We start from the raw sequence: 16,980 nt of genomic DNA, 5'->3' as shown, positions 1-16,980 counted from the left end.
GGAGAACCCGCATCATGTGCCCCGACTGCGAGGACTTCGCCCGGACCGTCCTGCTCCTGGGCCAGCTCGCCCTCTACGCCGACACCACCGGCGCCGACCTCGACTTCGTCGACGTCGTCAGCCCCGCCCTGGCCGCCTCGCTTCCCGAGCCGCCCGCCATGCCCGGTGAGGGGTTCTGATGCCCGCCCGTCACGGTCTGCGCGTGGACGCCGTCCTGGTCCAGGCCGTCATCGCCGGAGCACTGTCCTTCGCCCACCTGCACGACCTCGCTGCCGCTGCCGGTCAGGACGGCTGGAAGGCCTGGGCCTACCCAATCAGCGTGGACCTGCTCCTGGTCGCCGCCTGGCGACGACTGCGCTCCGAGGGCCCGTCCCGGCTTGCCTGGTGCTGGTTCCTCATCGCCCTGTTCGCCTCCCTCGGGGCGAACGTCGCCACCGCCGGGTTCCTCGACCTGGCCGAACCACCCGCCCTGCTCCGCCTCGGCATCGCCGGATGGCCCGCCCTCGCCTTCCTGGGCGGCACCCTCCTCGCCCACTCCGCCGACCACCGGCTCCCGGATGAGCCGGCACCCGCACCGGAAACCGACTCCGTCACAGCCCCCGAGCGGGAAAGCGACCCCGTGCCGGACCCGGTGCCCACCGCGGCCCCGGTGGAGGAACAGTCGGCGCTTCCGCCCGCTGACCCGGCCCCCGCGGTTCCCGCCGTCCTCGTCGACCACGCCCGCAAAGTCGCTGCCGACTACCGCGACCGCACCGGTGCCCCGATCGACACCGACACCCTGCGCGCCCGCCTCGGCGTTCCGCCCCACCTCGCTGACGCCATCGCCGCCCAGCTCACCTGACCGGAAGGCACGACAACAGATGACCTCCGACCCCGCCGACTTGACTGCCGCCGACTACCTCGACGGCGCCCGCGAGATGACCGCCGCCGACCGGCCCTACCTCGCCCATCTGCTCGCCGAGGAAGCCGCTCAGCGCACCGCCGACCCGGCCACCGCCGCCGGTATCCGTGCCAGCTTCCCCGACCCGACCGCGACCCGTGAGGAGACCGACTGACATGCCTGCCCGCGACAACTTCCACTCCGTGATGCGGATCGGCCCCGTGCAGATCGGCACCCACCGCGACCGCACCGGCCGGACCGTGCACGCCGCCGTCTGCACCGCCGACCGCTGCGGCTGGTCCGCCGATTACTCCAGCGGCACCGCCGCCCAGCTCGCCGCCCGCACCCACCGCTGCCGCGTCCGCTAGGAGACACCGCCATGCAGGTTCCGCTCTGGTTCGCCCTCGCCGTCGTCGGCTACCTCGGCTGCAAGCTCTTCCGCCCGCCGCTCTGGCTGGTCCTGGTGCTGCTCCTCGGCGGCTACCTCATCGCCGACAGCCTCCTCGCCCCCGTCATCGACACCGCCATCACCAAGTAGGGAGACCCGTCATGCTCCGCCCGAAGATCCCCACCATGCCCACCCCGACGGGACTCGTCTCCCGGCCCGCCGCCGTCGAGCCGACCACCGTCACCCCGGGCGTTCCGGTACCACCGTCGACGCCCGTCGCCCCGGTCCCGTCCCGCCCGGTCGTCCAGCTCACCCCCGGCACCGCGCTCGCGCTCGTCGGCGCCGGCACGGCTGTGGTCTTGGTCCTCGGTGCCGTCCTGGTCTCGCTGCTCCTGGCGGTCGCCGTCACCGGCGTGTCCGTCGCCGTCTGCGCCGTCGTCCTGCGCTCCCTGATCACCGCCGACGCCAAGCGACGCTGACCGGCCCCCGGGCGGCCCTGATACCGCCAAGCATCCGCCGCCCGGGAGCCGTCCCCACCGATCGATCTCGCAACCGGAAGGAACCTCCAGCATGGCCCACCGGGCCTTACCCACGACACCCAAGGTGACCACGTCCACCCACCCACTCGACCCGATCACCCTCGGAGATGTCCTCCGGGTGGGCTCGGCCTTCGACTACACCCGCTGGGAGGACCAGATCCGCCGTACCGGCGGCTGCTCCGACCCAATTCACCTGACCGGCTGGACGCTCACCAAGGACAAGACCACCGGCGAGACGCTGCACCATTACTCCACCGAGAACGAGCCGGGCGGCCGCCTCCGCCTCGCTTGCGGCAACCGCAGGGCCTCTCGCTGTCCCTCCTGCGCCTGGACCTACGCGGGCGACACCTACCACCTGATCCGCGCTGGCCTGGCCGGGGACGACCGCCGCGACATCCCCGCCGACGTCCGCGATCACCCGCGCGTCTTCGCCACCCTCACGGCCCCCTCGTTCGGCCCGGTCCACAACCGGCCCGATCACGGCGGGCCCTGCCGCTGCGGCGACCGGCACGCGTCCGACGCCCCGGAGCTGGGCACCGCCCTCGACCCGGACGGCTACGACTACGCGGGCGCCGTCCTGTTCAACAACCACGCCGGACAGCTCTGGCAGCGCTTCACCACCAGGCTCCGCCGCGAACTCGCCGCCCGCCGCGGCCTGGCCCGCCGGGAGCTCGCCGATCACCTGCGCGTCTCGTACGGCAAGGTGGCGGAGTTCCAGAAGCGCGGGGCCCTGCACTTCCACGCCGTCGTGCGCCTCGACGGCCCCGAAGGACCCGGCACACCGCCGCCCGCCTGGGCCACGGTCGACGTGCTCACCGACGCGCTCCGGGCCGCCGCCGCGCACTCGTACACGTCCGTCTCGGTTCCGGCCGCCGACGACCAGCCGGCCCGGACGTTCCGATGGGGCCGGCAGCTCGACGTCCGCCCGGTCAAGGCCTTCGGAGACGGCTCCGACATCACCGAACAGGCCGTCGCCTCGTACGTGGCCAAGTACGCCACCAAGGCCGCCGAGAACACCGGCACCCTGGACCGCCGCATCTGCGAACTCGCCGAACTCGACCGCCACGGCGTTCCCGACCACACCCGGCGGCTCATCACCGCGTGCCGCGACCTCGACGCGCTGTATCCGGACCGACGGCTCTGGGCCTGGGCGCACATGCTCGGCTTCCGCGGGCACTTCTCGTCCAAGTCGCGCACTTACTCCACCACCCTCGGCGCCCTCCGCCAGGAACGCGCCGACTTCCGCGCCGCGCAGGAGGCGTCGGCCCTCGGCCTCGACGACCGCGAACCGGACACCGTCCTCGTCCTGACCGACTGGCAGTACGCCGGCCACGGCCACACCCCTGGTGAAGCCGCCCTCGCCGCGACCATCGCGCGCGACCTGCACACCAACCGCGAGACCGCCCGCGAGGCGCTCCGGAGCGAAGGGAACACGGAATGACCACGGCCGTTCGGTCGCGCACCATGCTGACCCTCGCGGAGGTCTGCGAGGAACTGGGCGTCTCGCGCTCGACCTTCTACGACTGGCGGGCGAAGCGCCGTGCGCCGCGCTGCATCAAGCTCCCGAACGGCGACCTCCGGATCCGGCGGAGCGATCTCGACCACTGGCTCGACGACCGCGAGGACGCCGCCTGATGGAAACCACGTACGACGTGAAGGTCTACAAGATCCTCACGTACAAGGGTGCCCGGAAGACCACGTACACCGTGCGCTGGGAGGTCGCGGGCAAGCGCTGGCGTGAGCCCTTCGGCACCGTCGCGCTCGCCGAGGGCTTCCGCTCCGAACTGATCCGGGCCACGGGCAAGGGCGAAGCCTTCGTCATCGCGACCGGGCTGCCGGTGTCCCACCGCTCCAAGTCGGCTTCGATGACCTGGTACGCGTTCGCCGTCGGGTACGTGGACGCCCGTTGGGCGGAGCTCGGCGGCAACAGTCGTAAGAACACCGCCAAGACCCTGACAGCGGTCACCATCGCGCTGCTGCGTGCACAGCCGACCCAGTTCGCCCCGGTGGCTGTGCGGACCGCGCTGCGCGAGTGGGCGTTCAACGCGACCCGCCGTGCGGATGCCCCGCGAGACGTAGTCACCATCCTCAGGTGGGTGGAGCGCAACTCCCTGCCGGTCTCGGTCTGGGAGGAGCCGGAGAAGGTCGATGAGGTCTTGCGAGCCGTCGACACGCGCCTCGACGGGAAGCAGGCGGCGGCTTGGTCCCGAAAGCGCAACCGCCGGATCCTCAACGTCGTGATGAAGCACGCGATCCGGCGGCGCGTCCTGCGGACCAATCCCCTCCCCAAGGGGAAGGAGGCGACGACTGTCACCAAGACCAGCAACGCCGTGGACAAGCGGTCCTTGATGAATGCGGACCAGGCGGCGGCGCTCCTCGACTGGATCCGGTGCCGACCACGCGGGGGAAGGCGGTTGCACGCGTTCTTCGCCACGCTGTACTACTGCGCTCTGCGACCCGAGGAAGCCGTAGCCATGCGGGTGCAGGACGTGACGCTTCCCGGCTCCGACGCCGGGGACCAGTGGTGTGAGCTGCTGATCCACACGGCGACTCCGGAGATCGGCAAGCAGTGGACCGACACCGGAGAGATCCACGAGGAGCGCGATCTGAAGGGCCGTGCCGAGGGCGAGACGCGCACCGTGCCGGGGCATCCCGCCCTGACGCGCATCCTGCGGCAGCACATCGAGGACGAGCACCTCAAGCCCGGTGATCTGCTGTTCCAGGGGGAGACAGGCGGCATTCTCGCGGGATCGGTCATCCGCCGGGCGTGGCGCAGCGCGCGCAAGGCTGTCCTGCCTCCGCACGTCTTCGACTCGCCGACCGGGAGGCGGGTGTACGACAACCGGCACACGCGCCTCACGAAGTGGCTCAATGACGGGATCCCGCCCGCTCAGGTTGCCGAATGGGCCGGGAACAGCGTGCCGGTCCTGCTGGCCACTTACGCACGGTGTGTCGAGGGGCAGCTGCCTGACTTGAAAAGGCGGCTGGAGGCCGCTGGAGATCTCCCCGAGTCGGCCGACGCAGGCTGACGCTTCTCGCCGAAAACTTCGACACGTATTCGACATGGCCACCCGCGAAAACCCGGTGACAGTCGGACGGCCCCGGAACCTCCCCATGATCGTCGGGGGAGTGTCCGGGGCTTCGTCGTGTCGGGTGAAACGTGCTCTGACCAGCAAAAATGCCCTCCCGAAGGGAGGGCGGAGACTTGCGCCCCCGGCAGGACTCGAACCTGCGGCCAAGCGCTTAGAAGGCGCCTGCTCTATCCACTGAGCTACGGGGGCCGGGTGTGGTGGCCTCGTACCTGGTGCCCGGGTGTGGGCTGATCCGCGACGTTGCCGGGGACAAGGATAGGGCTCCCGGTTCCTTGTCCCGAGTGCTTCGCCTCCGTGGCTCGATGTGGAGGTTCAGTGAAGCGGTCCTGATAATCGCAGGCAGGTGCGAATCGTGCATCGCTTTTTGGCGTCTGGGGCCCCGGGTGTTGTGCACTCGTTATGCCTGCGCTGTGCCTCTGCCCCAGTCGCACCTTCCGTCCCTTGTGTCCTATCGGCGCGCAGGCATGTCTATATGCTTCATAAATCCCCCGAAATTGGGCATTCTTCGCATGTGGTGACCTTGGACGTACGGCCTCAGCTGCTCGACGCACTTTCCGCCCTGCGCGACCGTGTCGCCGCCGCACGCTTCCCGCTGCCCCTGGCGGGGGCTCCACGCGCGCGTGCCAACCGCGACGAACTACTCGCCCAGCTGGACGACTACTTGGTGCCCCGGCTGCGGCAACCTGAAGCGCCGTTGCTGGCGGTGGTGGGCGGTTCCACCGGCGCCGGCAAGTCGACGCTCGTCAACTCCCTCGTCGGACGGCGCGTCAGTGAGGCGGGCGTGCTGCGGCCGACGACACGGACCCCGGTGCTGGTGTGCCATCCGGAGGACCATCACTGGTTCAGCGGCATGCGGGTGCTGCCCGACCTCACGCGCGTGTGGGTGCCCCATCAGGAGCCCAGCGACGACGACCTGCTGCTCCCCGGACAGGACGGCAGACGGGTGCTGCGCATCGAGACCGCCGAGACCCTCCCGCCCGGCCTCGCCCTCCTCGACGCGCCCGACATCGACTCCCTCGTCGCCGACAACCGCTTCCTCGCCGCCGAACTCATCTGCGCCGCCGACATCTGGGTGATGGTCACCACGGCCGCGCGGTACGCCGACGCCATCCCCTGGCATCTGCTTCGCACGGCCAAGGAGTACGACGCGACGCTCGTCACCGTCCTGGACCGGGTGCCCCACCAGGTCGTCTCCGAGGTGTCCCGCCAGTACGCCGCCCTGCTCACCAAGGCCGGACTGGGCCACGTGCCGCGCTTCACGGTGCCCGAACTCCCCGAGTCCGCCTGGGGCGGCGGGCTCCTCCCCGCCACCGCCGTCGCGCCCCTGCGCACCTGGCTCGTCGAGCACGCCCAGGACCTCGCCGCCCGCAACGCGGTGATGGCCCGCACGGCCTTCGGCGTCCTCGACTCGCTCAAGTCCCGCATGCCCGAGCTGGCCGGCGCCGCCGCCGCGCAGTACGCGGCCGCACTGCGGCTCACCACGGCCGTCGACGCGGCGTACGACGGCGAGTACACGCGCGTGCGGGGCCGATTGCAGAGCGGGGCCGTCCTCGCCGGCGACGCGCTCAAGCGCTGGCGTGCCTTCCCGCTGGACTGCGCCCCCGGCGAGCTCCTGGACGCCCTCGTGGAGAGCCTGGCGGCGCTCCTGGTGTGCGCCGTCACCGCCGCCGACGAACGCGTCGACGAGGCCTGGCGACGTGAGCCCGCCGCCGGCACGCCGGCCCTGCTCGACCGCGACGCCTCGCCGGAGACCGCCGAGCACCGCATCGGCATGGCCGTACGGCGCTGGCGGCGGGAGTTGGAGGAGTGCGCCGAGGAGGAGGTGCGGCACCTGGACCGCGGGGCCGCCTCCGACCCCGAGATGATCGCCGCCCTCGTCGCCACCGCCCTGCTGGGCTCCCGCAGGGCGCGCACGGCGGGCGAGAGCCTCGCCGAACGGCTCGGCGCGCACGGCGCGTTGCGGCTGCGCGACCGGGGCGGGCGGCTGCTCGTCGAGTACCTCGACCGCGTGATGCACAACGAACGCGAGCGCCGCCTCGCCCCGCTCGACGGACTCGACGTCCACGCCGAACCCCAGGCCGAACTCATCGCCGCGCTGTCCGTACTTCAGAAGGAGAGGTGACCGGTGACCGCCGTCACGAACCAGGACCACATGGGAAACGCCGATCACTCCGACGGTCCCGCGGGATCCGGAGAGGGTGCCTCCGGCGGAGGCACCGAGGACAACGACGCTCCTGCGGAGGCCGCCGCGCCGGAGGACGGGGTCGGGGGCGGCGCGAGCGCGAGCGCGGGGGAGGAGGCGAAGGGCGCGCCTGCCGACGGCGAATCCGGCGTCGACGGTGACGGTGACGGCGGCACGGGTGTGACGGACGAGGCCCCGTCCCACCGGAAGGGCCGGAACGGCAAGGAACACACCCGGGGGCGGATGAGCGTCGGCTGGGCGCGGTGGCGCGAGGGCGACCGCGCCGCGCGGCAGGAGGCGAGCGACCGCAAGGCCGCCCGCAGCGACCCCGCACGCACGCGCGATGAGGAGCGTTCCGTACCCGCGAAGGATGAGGAGCGGGAGGAGAGCAGGCCCGCACGCACGCGCGAGGGCGACGGCCCCGTACGCACCCGGGACGACAGCGGCCCCGGTCCCGTAAGCGCGCGCGGAGGCGATCTCGTAGCCCGTGAGCGGGACCGGGACGGCGACCGTCCCGCGCGGGCGTCACGCCAAGACGTTCGCCCCGCGCGCGTACGCGCAGGTGGCGCGCGCCCCCTCTCGGCGGGGCTGCCGCCGGCTGGAGACGCCTCCCCGCCCCCGGACAGCGGCGACTTCTGGGACGACGGGCTGATCGCCCGCCGGGTCAACGAGAACACTGCCGCCGAGCAGGCGGCCGCAGCCGCAGCCGTCGTGGAGAACCGGACCGGCGGCGGCTCCCAGGCCGTCCCCCCGCTCGCCTACGACGGCTACCTGCGCTCCCGGCTCGACGCGCTGCGCGAACTCGTGGGGCTCTCCCGCGCGCGGCTCGACAGCAGGACGCTCGCCGAGGCGGGCCGGGTCCTCGACGAGGCGGCGGCGCGGCGCAAGCTCTCCGGGCAGCACACGGTCGTCGCCATCGCCGGCGCGACCGGCAGCGGCAAGTCGCAGCTGTTCAACACGCTCGCCGGGGTGACCATCTCCGAGACCGGCATGCGGCGGCCGACCACCGCCGCGCCCATCGCGTGCAGCTGGAGCGACGGCGCGGCGAGCCTCATCGACCGTCTCGGCATCCCGGGCCGGCTGCGCCGGCGCCCGGTGCAGAGCGCGGACGCGGAGGCGCAGTTGCAGGGCCTCGTCCTGATCGACCTGCCGGACCACGACTCGGCGGCCGTGCAGCACCGCGAGCAGGTCGACCGGATCCTGGCCCTCGTCGACGCCGTCATCTGGGTCGTGGACCCGGAGAAGTACGCCGACGCCGTCCTCCACGAGCGCTATCTGCGGCCCATGGCGGGTCACGCGGAGGTCATGTTCATCGTCCTCAACCAGGTCGACCGGCTGCCCGGCGACGCCGCCGAGATGGTCCTCGACGACCTGCGGCGGCTGCTCGACGAGGACGGCGTCGCCCTCGGCGAGTACGACGAGCCGGGCGCGACCGTCCTCGCGCTGTCCGCGCTCACCGGGGACGGCGTCGGGGAACTGCGCGAGCTGCTCGGCCAGTTCGTCGCGGAGCGCGGCGCCGCGGCCCGGCGCATCTCCGCCGACGTGGACGCCGCCGCCTCGCAGTTGCGGCCCGTGTACGTCACCGGACGGAGCACCGGGCTCAGCGAGGAGGCACGGGACGAGTTCGCGGCCCGACTCGCGGACGCGGTGGGCGCGGTCGCCGCGGGCGAGGCGGCCGAACGCGCCTGGCTGCGCAACGCCAACCGCGCGTGCGGCACACCGTGGTTGCGGCTGTGGCGCTGGTACCAGGACCGGCGGGACCCCCCGACCGGCCGGATCCCGGTCCGTGCGCAGGCCGACGAGGAGGCCACGGCGCGGCAGCGCGTCGAGCAGGCGGTGCGCAGGGTGTCCGAGCGGGCCTCGGCGGGCCTGCCCGCGCCCTGGGCGCAGGCCGTGCGGGAGGCGGCCGTACGCGGCGCGCAGGGGCTTCCGGAGGCGCTGGACGAGCTGGCCGCGCACGCCGGGCTGCCGCCGGGGCGTCCGCCGCGGCCGGGGTGGTGGCCGGCGGCCGTGCTGTCGCAGGCGTCCATGACGATCCTGCAGGTCATCGGCGGTCTGTGGCTGTTCGGCCAGATCGTCGGGGTGATGTCCCCGAACCTGGGCGTGCCCGCGCTGCTGATGGTGGCCGGCATCATCGGCGGCCCGCTGGTCGAGTGGGGCTGCCGGATGGCGGCCCGCGGCCCGGCGCGCAGATACGGGCAGGACGCGGAACGGCGACTACGGGAGGCGGCCGCGGGCTGCGGCCGGGCGAGGGTCCTGGATTCCCTGGCCGCGGAGCTGCTGCGGTACCGGGAGGTGCGGGAGCAGTACGGGCGGGTGACGGGGGTCGGGGCCGGGGCGGGGTGAGGGTGGGTGGGGGGACCTCGTTCGGGTGAGGGAGTTGTCCACAGGCGGGCGGTGATCCACAGCGCTCGGCGGGCCCGGCTCGGCGGAGGCAGTCTGGTGGTGCGGCGGACGCGACGATCGCGTCGACCGCGGCAGACGCATCCGTACGGGACGGGCCCGTGCGCGTGAGGCCCGGCGTGCGCCGGGGCGAGGGAGGGGTTCGTATGAACGAGACGCTGGTGTGCGCGGTGGGGAACGTGGCGACGCAGCCGGTGTACCGGGAGCTGTCGGCGGGGGCGTCGACGCGGTTCCGGCTGGCGGTGACCTCGCGCTACTGGGACCGCGAGAAGAGCGCCTGGACGGACGGCCACACCAACTTCTTCACGGTGTGGGCCAACCGCCAGCTCGCCACGAACGCGATGGCGTCGCTCAACGTGGGCGACCCGGTGATCGTGCAGGGCAGGCTGAAGGTGCGCACGGAGTCGCGTGAGGGGCAGCAGAACTGGACGTCGGCCGACATCGACGCCGTGTCGATCGGCCACGACCTCGCACGCGGGACGGCGGCCTTCCGCCGCTCGGTCAGGCCGGAGCCGGCGGGAGCGGCGGCGGGACCGCCCGACGCGCCGCGACAACCCGAACCCAACTGGGAGACCCCGACGGACGATTCCCCGACCGGGGACGTGGCGCGGCGACGGGAGCCGGCGGCGGTGACGTGATGTCACCGGAAGTCATCACCTGACCGGACAACGGCTTATCGACCGATCCGCACCACTGTTTCCCAGTGGATTTGTCGATAAGCCAGACCAGTTGACGATCTTCGGGATAACGATTCCGAGTCGGATCGCTCATCCGATGACCTTGTCGGGAAGGGTGGTGCGCCGCGTCTCTAGGATGCCGGACAAAGCTCAAGGGGCTCCTGATTCTGCTGGTGGGACCGTACCCCCCACGCCAACCGGTCCTGCTCGAAGGGGAATTGCGTGATTTCTTCGCTCGCCGTGCCGTTCACGCGAGGGCGGGGCGCGGTGCGCCTCGCCGCCGGGACGCTGGTGTCCGGCGTCGTCGCCGCCGGTGTCGTCGTCACCACCGCGGGCACGGCCGTCGCCGACGGGACCGCGCAGGGCCAGAGCGGAGCGACGGCGACCATGGGGGGCCTCAAGACGTACGGCGCCGCCGTCCTCCACGACGGCAGCAATGGCGACCAGCAGGTCCCGGCGGGCCTGTTCGAGATGTCCGTCGAGGGCGGCGGCACGCTCCAGACGTACTGCGTCGACCTGCACACCCCCACCCAGCGGGACGCCAAGTACGGCGAGACGCCCTGGAGCGGCACCTCGCTCGGCGTCAACAAGGACGCGGGCAGGATCCGTTGGATCCTCCAGCACTCCTACCCGCAGGTGAACGACCTGGCCACGCTGGCGAAGAAGGCCGGGATCGGGGGCGGTCTCACCGAGCAGGACGCGGCCGCCGGCACCCAGGTGGCCATCTGGCGCTACTCGGACGGCGCGGACGTCGACGCCGTCGACCCGCAGGCGGAACAGCTCGCCGACTACCTCCAGAAGGCCGCCCGCGACGTGGCGGAACCCCGGGCCTCGCTGGCCGTCGAAGGGTCCGCGGTCTCCGGCCGCCCCGGCGAACTGCTCGGCCCGGTGACGGTGCGCACCGACGCCGGCGCGGTCGCGGTCGCGCCGCCGCTGGACGCGGCTGTCAGCGGCGTGCGGATCGTCGGCAAGGACGGCAAGGTCGTCACGTCCGCGCAGGACGGCAGCCAGCTGTTCTTCGACGTGCCCGCCGACACCCCCGCCGGGACGGCGGGGCTGACCCTGCAAGCCTCGACCACCGTGCCCGTGGGCCGCGCCTTCACCTCCGAGAGCCGCAGCCAGACGCAGATCCTGGCCGGCTCCAGCGAGTCCACCGTCTCGGCCACGGCGAGCGCGACCTGGGCCCAGAACGGCGCCGTACCGGCCCTGTCCGCGGCGAAGAACTGCGCCGCGAACGGCGTCGACATCAGCGCGGCCAACCAGGGCGACGCACCCTTCGTCTTCGAGTTGATGGGCCTCGAACACAGCATCCCGGCGGGCGCCTCGCGGACGGTGACGATCCCGCTCCAGGAAGACCAGGCCTACGACTTCACCCTCCACGGCACCCGCTTCACCGGCGTCCTCGACTGCCGGACCCAGGCCGCCGAGACGAAGGCCGGCGTCACCACCCAGACCTACTCCGCCCCCAGCCCCGCCACCGTGGGCGGAGCCTCCGCCCCAACGGTCAACCTCGCCGAAACAGGCAGCTCCAACGCCACCCCCTACATCGCGGGCACAGCGATAGGCCTGGTAGTCATCGGCGGCGCAGCCCTCCTCCTGACCGCCCGCAAGGAAACCACCCCCCACGACTGAACGAACCGAGGGGAGGAGACCCGCGCCGCGTCGGCGCGAGTTCCCTGGGCGGCCCGATGCTCTGGCCCGCTGACGAGCCCTGGCCTTTCTGCGGTCAACCGGGACACTGGGCGTGGCCCCGCGAAAAGAGCGCGGCTGGAACAGTCCCCATGGTGCCCGTGGCCCAGCTCTACGCACGAGACGTGCCCGACCTGCCCTTCCCCGACGGAAGGGACCTGCTGCAACTGGTCTGGTGCCCGTTGATCCACCCGCAGGACCACGCGGGCGCCGCACTGCCGAAGCTCTACTGGCGCACGGAGGCGGACGTTCTCGCCGCCGGCGTCCTCCGCGACGTCCCCACCCCGCGGGAAGGCGAATACGAAGAAGACTTCCCGCCTGCACTTCGGCAGACCTTGCAGCCCCGCATCGAAGAACTCGAAGAACGCCTCGGCATGGAGTACACACAGCTGGCGTGCGCGCTGCAAACCAAGGTCAACGGCTATCCCGCCTGGCACCAGCCACCAGACTGGCCTTCCTGCGAAGCCGGCCACCGGTGCCCCGAGTCGCCCTACATGCATCGCTACCAATGCTGAAGTCGCGGCCAGGGTCGTAAGAGGGCGCCCGAGGCCGGCCGTCGGGGGACAGCAGCGGCGGGCAGCTCAGCCGGCGGCGGTGAAGCCCCAGGTCAGCGTCGCCCGGCGCAACGGGTTACCACCCGGAGGTGGCGGTCAGGCAAGATGGGGTGTATCTGCCCACTGCCAGATTTCAAGCTGCCGGACGGTTTCTCTTGGCTGAGTACATCTACACCATGCGCAAGACGCGCAAGGCACACGGCGACAAGGTGATCCTTGACGACGTCTCGCTGAACTTCCTGCCTGGCGCGAAGATCGGTGTGGTCGGCCCGAACGGTGCCGGTAAGTCGACCGTTCTGAAGATCATGGCGGGGCTCGAGCAGCCGTCGAACGGTGACGCGTTCCTCTCGCCCGGTTACAGCGTCGGCATCCTGATGCAGGAGCCCAAGCTGAACGACGACAAGACGGTCCTGGAGAACGTCCAGGAGGGCGTCGCCGAGATCAAGGGCAAGCTCGACCGGTTCAACGAGATCGCCGAGCTGATGGCGACCGACTACTCCGACGCGCTGCTCGACGAGATGGGCAAGCTCCAGGAGGAGCTGGACCACGCCAACGCCTGGGACCTCGACGCCCAGCTCGAGCAGGCCATGGACGCGCTCGGCTGCCCGCCCGGCGACTGGCCCGTCGTCAACCTCTCCGGTGGTGAGAAGCGACGGGTGGCGCTGTGCAAGCTGCTGCTGGAGGCCCCCGACCTGCTGCTCCTCGACGAGCCCACCAACCACCTCGACGCCGAGTCGGTGAACTGGCTGGAGCAGCACCTCGCCAAGTACCCGGGCACCGTCGTCGCCATCACCCACGACCGGTACTTCCTCGACAACGTCGCCGAGTGGATCCTCGAGCTCGACCGCGGCCGCGCCTACCCGTACGAGGGCAACTACTCCACCTACCTGGAGACCAAGCAGACCCGTCTGAAGGTCGAGGGGCAGAAGGACGCCAAGCGCGCCAAGCGCCTCAAGGAAGAGCTGGAGTGGGTGCGGTCCAACGCCAAGGGGCGTCAGGCCAAGTCCAAGGCCCGTCTCGCCCGCTACGAGGAGATGGCCGCCGAAGCGGAGAAGATGCGGAAGCTGGACTTCGAGGAGATCCAGATCCCGCCGGGCCCGCGCCTGGGCAACGTCGTCGTCGAGGTCAGCAAGCTCAACAAGGCCTTCGGCGAGAAGGTCCTGATCGACGACCTCTCCTTCACGCTGCCCCGTAACGGCATCGTCGGGGTCATCGGCCCCAACGGCGCCGGCAAGACCACGCTCTTCAAGATGATCCAGGGCTTCGAGACCCCGGACTCCGGCGACATCAAGGTCGGCGAGACCGTCAAGATCTCGTACGTCGACCAGAGCCGCGAGAACATCGACCCGAAGAAGACCCTGTGGGCGGTCGTCTCCGACGAGCTCGACTACATCAACGTCGGACAGGTCGAGATGCCGTCGCGGGCGTACGTCTCCGCCTTCGGCTTCAAGGGACCCGACCAGCAGAAGCCGGCCGGCGTGCTCTCCGGCGGTGAGCGCAACCGCCTCAACCTCGCGCTCACCCTCAAGCAGGGCGGCAACCTGCTGCTCCTCGACGAGCCGACCAACGACCTCGACGTCGAGACGCTCTCCAGCCTGGAGAACGCGCTGCTGGAGTTCCCCGGCTGCGCCGTCGTCGTCTCCCACGACCGGTGGTTCCTCGACCGGGTCGCCACGCACATCCTCGCCTACGAGGGCGAGTCGCGGTGGTTCTGGTTCGAGGGCAACTTCGAGTCGTACGAGAAGAACAAGATCGAGCGGCTCGGCGCGGACGCCGCGCGTCCGCACCGTGCCACCTACAAGAAGCTGACCCGGGGCTGATCGATCTTGCGGCACATCTACCGCTGCCCGCTGCGCTGGGCGGACATGGACGCGTACGGCCACGTCAACAATGTGGTCTTCCTCCGCTACCTGGAGGAAGCCCGTATCGACTTCCTGTTCCGCCCGGAGAAGGACTTCCAGCAGGGGTCCGTGGTGGCGCGCCACGAGATCGACTACAAGCGGCAGCTCGTCCACCGGCACACGCCCGTGGACATCGAGCTGTGGATCACCCAGGTCAGGGCGGCGTCCTTCACCATCGCCTACGAGGTGAAGGACGGCGACCAGGTCTACGTCACCGCCTCGACGGTGATAGTGCCGTTCGACTTCGCGGCACAGCGCCCGCGCCGCATCACGGCCGAGGAGCGGGAGTTCCTGGAGGAGTACCGGGACGACGCCGAGGAGGCCGTCGCCGCATGACGGTGCTGCACCTCGCCGACGAGGGGGAGGCGGCGGATCTCGCGGCCTTCCTCTCCCGGCTGCTCCACTACGACCGTGGAGCCGCGGTCCGGCTCCAGGCGGCCGGCACCGCGCTGGCCGTCTTCGGGCGGCCGCCGTCGTTCGAGGTGCTGGCGGTGCGCGCGGTACGGCTGGCGAAGCCGTACGAGGACGGGCTGGACGTCACGCTCGACATGACGGTGTCCGCGGGCGAGCTGCTGGAGAGCGTGACGGAGAAGGCGGCCACGGCCGCCGTGCCCGCCGCCGTCACCGGACCTCCGTGGGCGGGCGTACTGCCGCCGCGCGGCGGCTGGCGGCCGGAGGCGGGGCTTCCGGCGCCGGACGCGCTGCGGGCGATGGTGGGGGCGGCGGTCGGCGAGTTCCGGCGGCGCACGGAGGAGCTGGCGCCCGAGCGGCGTACGCGGGCCGAACTCGACCGCATCGGGCGCGAGATCTGGTCCCGGACGGTCGGGGACACCGGCCTCCCCGTACGGGCGGTGCACGCCGCCCAGTCCCTGGGCTTCCTGCGCCCGGCCGCCGGGCCCCGGCAGGCGGGTCCTCAGCAGGCGGGGCCTCAGCAGGTGGGGCTGTTCTCCTCCGGCGCGTGGCTGCGGCTGCGCACCCCGTACGGGTCGATCGCCGTGCGGCGCGCGGGACTCGGGGCGCTGGGGCTCAGCGTCCGCTGAGACGGACGGCGGTCCCGCTCAGTCCGGTCAGTCCGGGGTGTTCACCATCGACGCCGCCGCGTACGTCAGGTAGTTCCACAGCGTCCGCTCGTGCTCCTCGGAGAGGCCGAGTTCGTCCACCGCGTCCCGCATGTGCTTCAGCCAGGCGTCATGGGCCGCGCGGTCGACGGTGAAGGGGGCGTGGCGCATACGCAGCCGGGGGTGGCCGCGGTTGTCGCTGTACGTCGTGGGGCCGCCCCAGTACTGCATCAGGAACAGCACCAGGCGCTCCTCCGCCGGGCCCAGGTCCTCCTCGGGGTACATGGGCCGCAGGATCGGGTCCTCGGCGACGCCCACGTAGAAACGGTGGACCAGCCGGCGGAAGGTCTCCTCCCCGCCGACCTGCTCGTAGAAGGTCTGCTCCTGAAGCGTGCCGCGCCGAATCTCTTTCACGCCCCCCATGCTCTCAGACGCGGAGACCGAGGTCTCCAGGCTTAGGACCACCCGTCCGGGACCGGACCGCATGTCCTGCGGCGCTCGCCTCGGCCCGCCTCCCGCAGGACAGTGGAGACATGGGCACGTACGCGCTCGGCAAGAACGGCAAGAACGGCAAGAACGGTGAGGACGGCAAGGGCGGCTGGGATCTCGGGGGTCTCGCGGAGGTCGCCGCGTCGGCGCGGGCGGCGTTGGTGCGGGAGATCGAGGCGAGCGGGGCCTTCGCCGCCGACCCGGGGTGGAAGGCGGCCTTCGCGGCGGTGCCGAGGCACCTCTTCGTGCCGTACTACTACGTCAGCGGCCCCGGCGGCTTCGAACGGCGATGGGGCGGGAGCCCGGACCCGCGCAGCCGTGAACGGTGGCTGCGGGGCGCGTACGAGGACGTCCCGCTGGCCACCCGGCTGCGCGACGGCGAGCTGCTCTCCTCCAGCAGCCAGCCCTCCCTGATGGCCCTGATGCTGGCCGCGCTGCGGGTCGCGGACGGCGACCGGGTGCTGGAGATCGGCGCCGGCACCGGCTACAACGCGGCGCTGCTGTCGTACCGGCTCGGGGAGGGGAACGTCACCACCGTCGACCTGTATCCGGAGATCACCGAGTCGGCGCGGCGGCATCTCGACGACGCCGGCCACCACCCGGCCGTCGTCACCGGGGACGGGGCGTGCGGGGTGCCGGAGCGCGCGCCCTTCGACCGGATCATCGCGACCTGCACCCTGGTGTCGATCCCGCGCGCGTGGGTGGCGCAGTGCCGTCCGGGCGCGCTGGTCCTGGCGCCGATGGCCACCGGCCTGGTCGCGCTGACGGTCCGGGACGCCGAGTACGCCGAGGGCCCCTTCCTGCCCACCCCGGCCTACTTCGTGCCGTTGCGGGGGGCCGGACGGCACGAGCCGGAGCCGGCGCCGATGGGCGGGGTGCCGCAACGGGCCCGGGAGAGCGACGTGTTCCGCTTCCTGCTGGCCCTGACCCGGGGCGCCCTCGATCCGCAGGAGGCGTACGCGCTGTGGGAGCGCGAGGGCAGGCCCGGACGGGAGCGGTACGGCATCACGGTCGGCGGCGAGCACGCGTGGGCGTGGCTCGACGACCCCGAGGGGCCGTACGCCTGGCCCCTGCCGGGTGGCCCCTAGGGGGCGGGTCGCACCCCAGGGGATCCCGTGATCACTGCGC

At 71.9% G+C, this 16,980-nt stretch carries 19 protein-coding genes and 1 tRNA gene; 18 read left to right on the top strand and 2 right to left on the bottom strand.

Going from position 1 to position 16,980, the window contains the following annotated elements; genetic code table 11:
• The first annotated feature begins 14 nt into the window (after positions 1–14).
• The 9 genes from ACFYX4_RS04750 to ACFYX4_RS04710 all read left to right on the top strand — a co-directional run bounded on the left by ACFYX4_RS04750 (position 15) and on the right by ACFYX4_RS04710 (position 4,836).
• Complete coding sequence (locus ACFYX4_RS04750) at positions 15–179, top strand: hypothetical protein (RefSeq protein WP_389325754.1); 165 nt, start codon at positions 15–17, stop codon at positions 177–179.
• On the top strand, positions 179–841 hold the full coding sequence (locus ACFYX4_RS04745) for a DUF2637 domain-containing protein (protein ID WP_389325752.1): 663 nt from the start codon (positions 179–181) through the stop codon (positions 839–841). Before ACFYX4_RS04750 ends, ACFYX4_RS04745 begins: the two co-directional genes overlap by 1 nt.
• A gap of 19 nt (positions 842–860) precedes the next feature.
• Positions 861–1,055 carry a hypothetical protein gene (locus ACFYX4_RS04740; protein ID WP_389325749.1) on the top strand — a complete coding sequence of 65 codons (195 nt, stop codon included), beginning with the start codon at positions 861–863 and terminating at the stop codon, positions 1,053–1,055.
• A 1-nt stretch (position 1,056) separates the two neighbouring features.
• Entirely contained in the window at positions 1,057–1,248 is a 192-nt protein-coding gene (locus ACFYX4_RS04735) for a mobile element transfer protein (RefSeq protein WP_389325746.1), read from the top strand.
• 11 nt (positions 1,249–1,259) lie between these two features.
• Entirely contained in the window at positions 1,260–1,418 is a 159-nt protein-coding gene (locus tag ACFYX4_RS04730) for a hypothetical protein (protein ID WP_266717816.1), read from the top strand.
• An 11-nt stretch (positions 1,419–1,429) separates the two neighbouring features.
• On the top strand, positions 1,430–1,747 hold the full coding sequence (locus ACFYX4_RS04725; RefSeq protein WP_389325743.1) for a SpdD-like protein: 318 nt from the start codon (positions 1,430–1,432) through the stop codon (positions 1,745–1,747).
• A gap of 91 nt (positions 1,748–1,838) precedes the next feature.
• Positions 1,839–3,248: a replication initiator protein RepSA gene (gene repSA / locus ACFYX4_RS04720; protein WP_389325740.1), complete on the top strand. Its 1,410-nt coding sequence runs from the start codon at positions 1,839–1,841 to the stop codon at positions 3,246–3,248.
• Positions 3,245–3,442 carry an AlpA family transcriptional regulator gene (locus tag ACFYX4_RS04715; protein WP_257564444.1) on the top strand — a complete coding sequence of 66 codons (198 nt, stop codon included), beginning with the start codon at positions 3,245–3,247 and terminating at the stop codon, positions 3,440–3,442. Before repSA ends, ACFYX4_RS04715 begins: the two co-directional genes overlap by 4 nt.
• Complete coding sequence (locus ACFYX4_RS04710; protein ID WP_389325736.1) at positions 3,442–4,836, top strand: tyrosine-type recombinase/integrase; 1,395 nt, start codon at positions 3,442–3,444, stop codon at positions 4,834–4,836. Before ACFYX4_RS04715 ends, ACFYX4_RS04710 begins: the two co-directional genes overlap by 1 nt.
• A 179-nt stretch (positions 4,837–5,015) precedes the next feature.
• Here ACFYX4_RS04710 and ACFYX4_RS04705 read toward each other — a convergent pair.
• A tRNA-Arg gene (locus tag ACFYX4_RS04705) sits at positions 5,016–5,088 on the bottom strand.
• Between the two features lie 322 nt (positions 5,089–5,410).
• Between ACFYX4_RS04705 and ACFYX4_RS04700 the strand changes: the two genes are divergently transcribed.
• From ACFYX4_RS04700 to ACFYX4_RS04665, 8 genes are all read left to right on the top strand, one after another.
• The gene (locus tag ACFYX4_RS04700) at positions 5,411–7,021 is read left to right on the top strand and encodes a dynamin family protein (RefSeq protein WP_389325733.1); all 1,611 of its coding nucleotides are present in this window, start codon (positions 5,411–5,413) and stop codon (positions 7,019–7,021) included.
• 303 nt (positions 7,022–7,324) lie between these two features.
• Positions 7,325–9,427, top strand: a complete 2,103-nt coding sequence (locus ACFYX4_RS04695) for a GTPase (RefSeq protein ID WP_389326738.1) — start codon at positions 7,325–7,327, stop codon at positions 9,425–9,427.
• A 203-nt stretch (positions 9,428–9,630) separates the two neighbouring features.
• Positions 9,631–10,122 (top strand): single-stranded DNA-binding protein, encoded by a 492-nt coding sequence (locus tag ACFYX4_RS04690; RefSeq protein ID WP_389325731.1) that lies wholly within the window; start codon positions 9,631–9,633, stop codon positions 10,120–10,122.
• Positions 10,123–10,383: 261 nt separating this feature from the next.
• Positions 10,384–11,793, top strand: coding sequence for a Cys-Gln thioester bond-forming surface protein (locus ACFYX4_RS04685; RefSeq protein ID WP_389325728.1), 1,410 nt, complete (start codon positions 10,384–10,386; stop codon positions 11,791–11,793).
• Positions 11,794–11,975: 182 nt separating this feature from the next.
• Positions 11,976–12,365 carry a hypothetical protein gene (locus tag ACFYX4_RS04680; protein ID WP_389325725.1) on the top strand — a complete coding sequence of 130 codons (390 nt, stop codon included), beginning with the start codon at positions 11,976–11,978 and terminating at the stop codon, positions 12,363–12,365.
• 194 nt (positions 12,366–12,559) lie between these two features.
• Positions 12,560–14,224 (top strand): energy-dependent translational throttle protein EttA, encoded by a 1,665-nt coding sequence (gene ettA, locus ACFYX4_RS04675; RefSeq protein ID WP_389325722.1) that lies wholly within the window; start codon positions 12,560–12,562, stop codon positions 14,222–14,224.
• A 6-nt stretch (positions 14,225–14,230) separates the two neighbouring features.
• Positions 14,231–14,641 carry an acyl-CoA thioesterase gene (locus ACFYX4_RS04670; protein ID WP_389325719.1) on the top strand — a complete coding sequence of 137 codons (411 nt, stop codon included), beginning with the start codon at positions 14,231–14,233 and terminating at the stop codon, positions 14,639–14,641.
• Positions 14,638–15,345: a hypothetical protein gene (locus tag ACFYX4_RS04665; RefSeq protein ID WP_389325716.1), complete on the top strand. Its 708-nt coding sequence runs from the start codon at positions 14,638–14,640 to the stop codon at positions 15,343–15,345. The genes ACFYX4_RS04670 and ACFYX4_RS04665 overlap by 4 nt, the downstream gene beginning before the upstream one ends.
• Positions 15,346–15,372: 27 nt before the next feature.
• Here ACFYX4_RS04665 and ACFYX4_RS04660 read toward each other — a convergent pair whose 3' ends face one another.
• Positions 15,373–15,786: a globin gene (locus tag ACFYX4_RS04660; protein WP_389325713.1), complete on the bottom strand. Its 414-nt coding sequence runs from the start codon at positions 15,784–15,786 to the stop codon at positions 15,373–15,375.
• A gap of 110 nt (positions 15,787–15,896) precedes the next feature.
• On the opposite strand from ACFYX4_RS04660, the gene ACFYX4_RS04655 reads away from it, so the two are divergent.
• Positions 15,897–16,940 carry a methyltransferase domain-containing protein gene (locus ACFYX4_RS04655; RefSeq protein ID WP_389325709.1) on the top strand — a complete coding sequence of 348 codons (1,044 nt, stop codon included), beginning with the start codon at positions 15,897–15,899 and terminating at the stop codon, positions 16,938–16,940.
• Positions 16,941–16,980: the final 40 nt, after the last annotated feature.

The organism is Streptomyces sp. NPDC002328 (assembly GCF_042890065.1).
Classification (GTDB): Bacteria; Actinomycetota; Actinomycetes; order Streptomycetales; family Streptomycetaceae; genus Streptomyces.
Note: the sequence above shows the minus strand (reverse complement) of the source record. Positions and strands in the feature narration are given on the sequence as shown.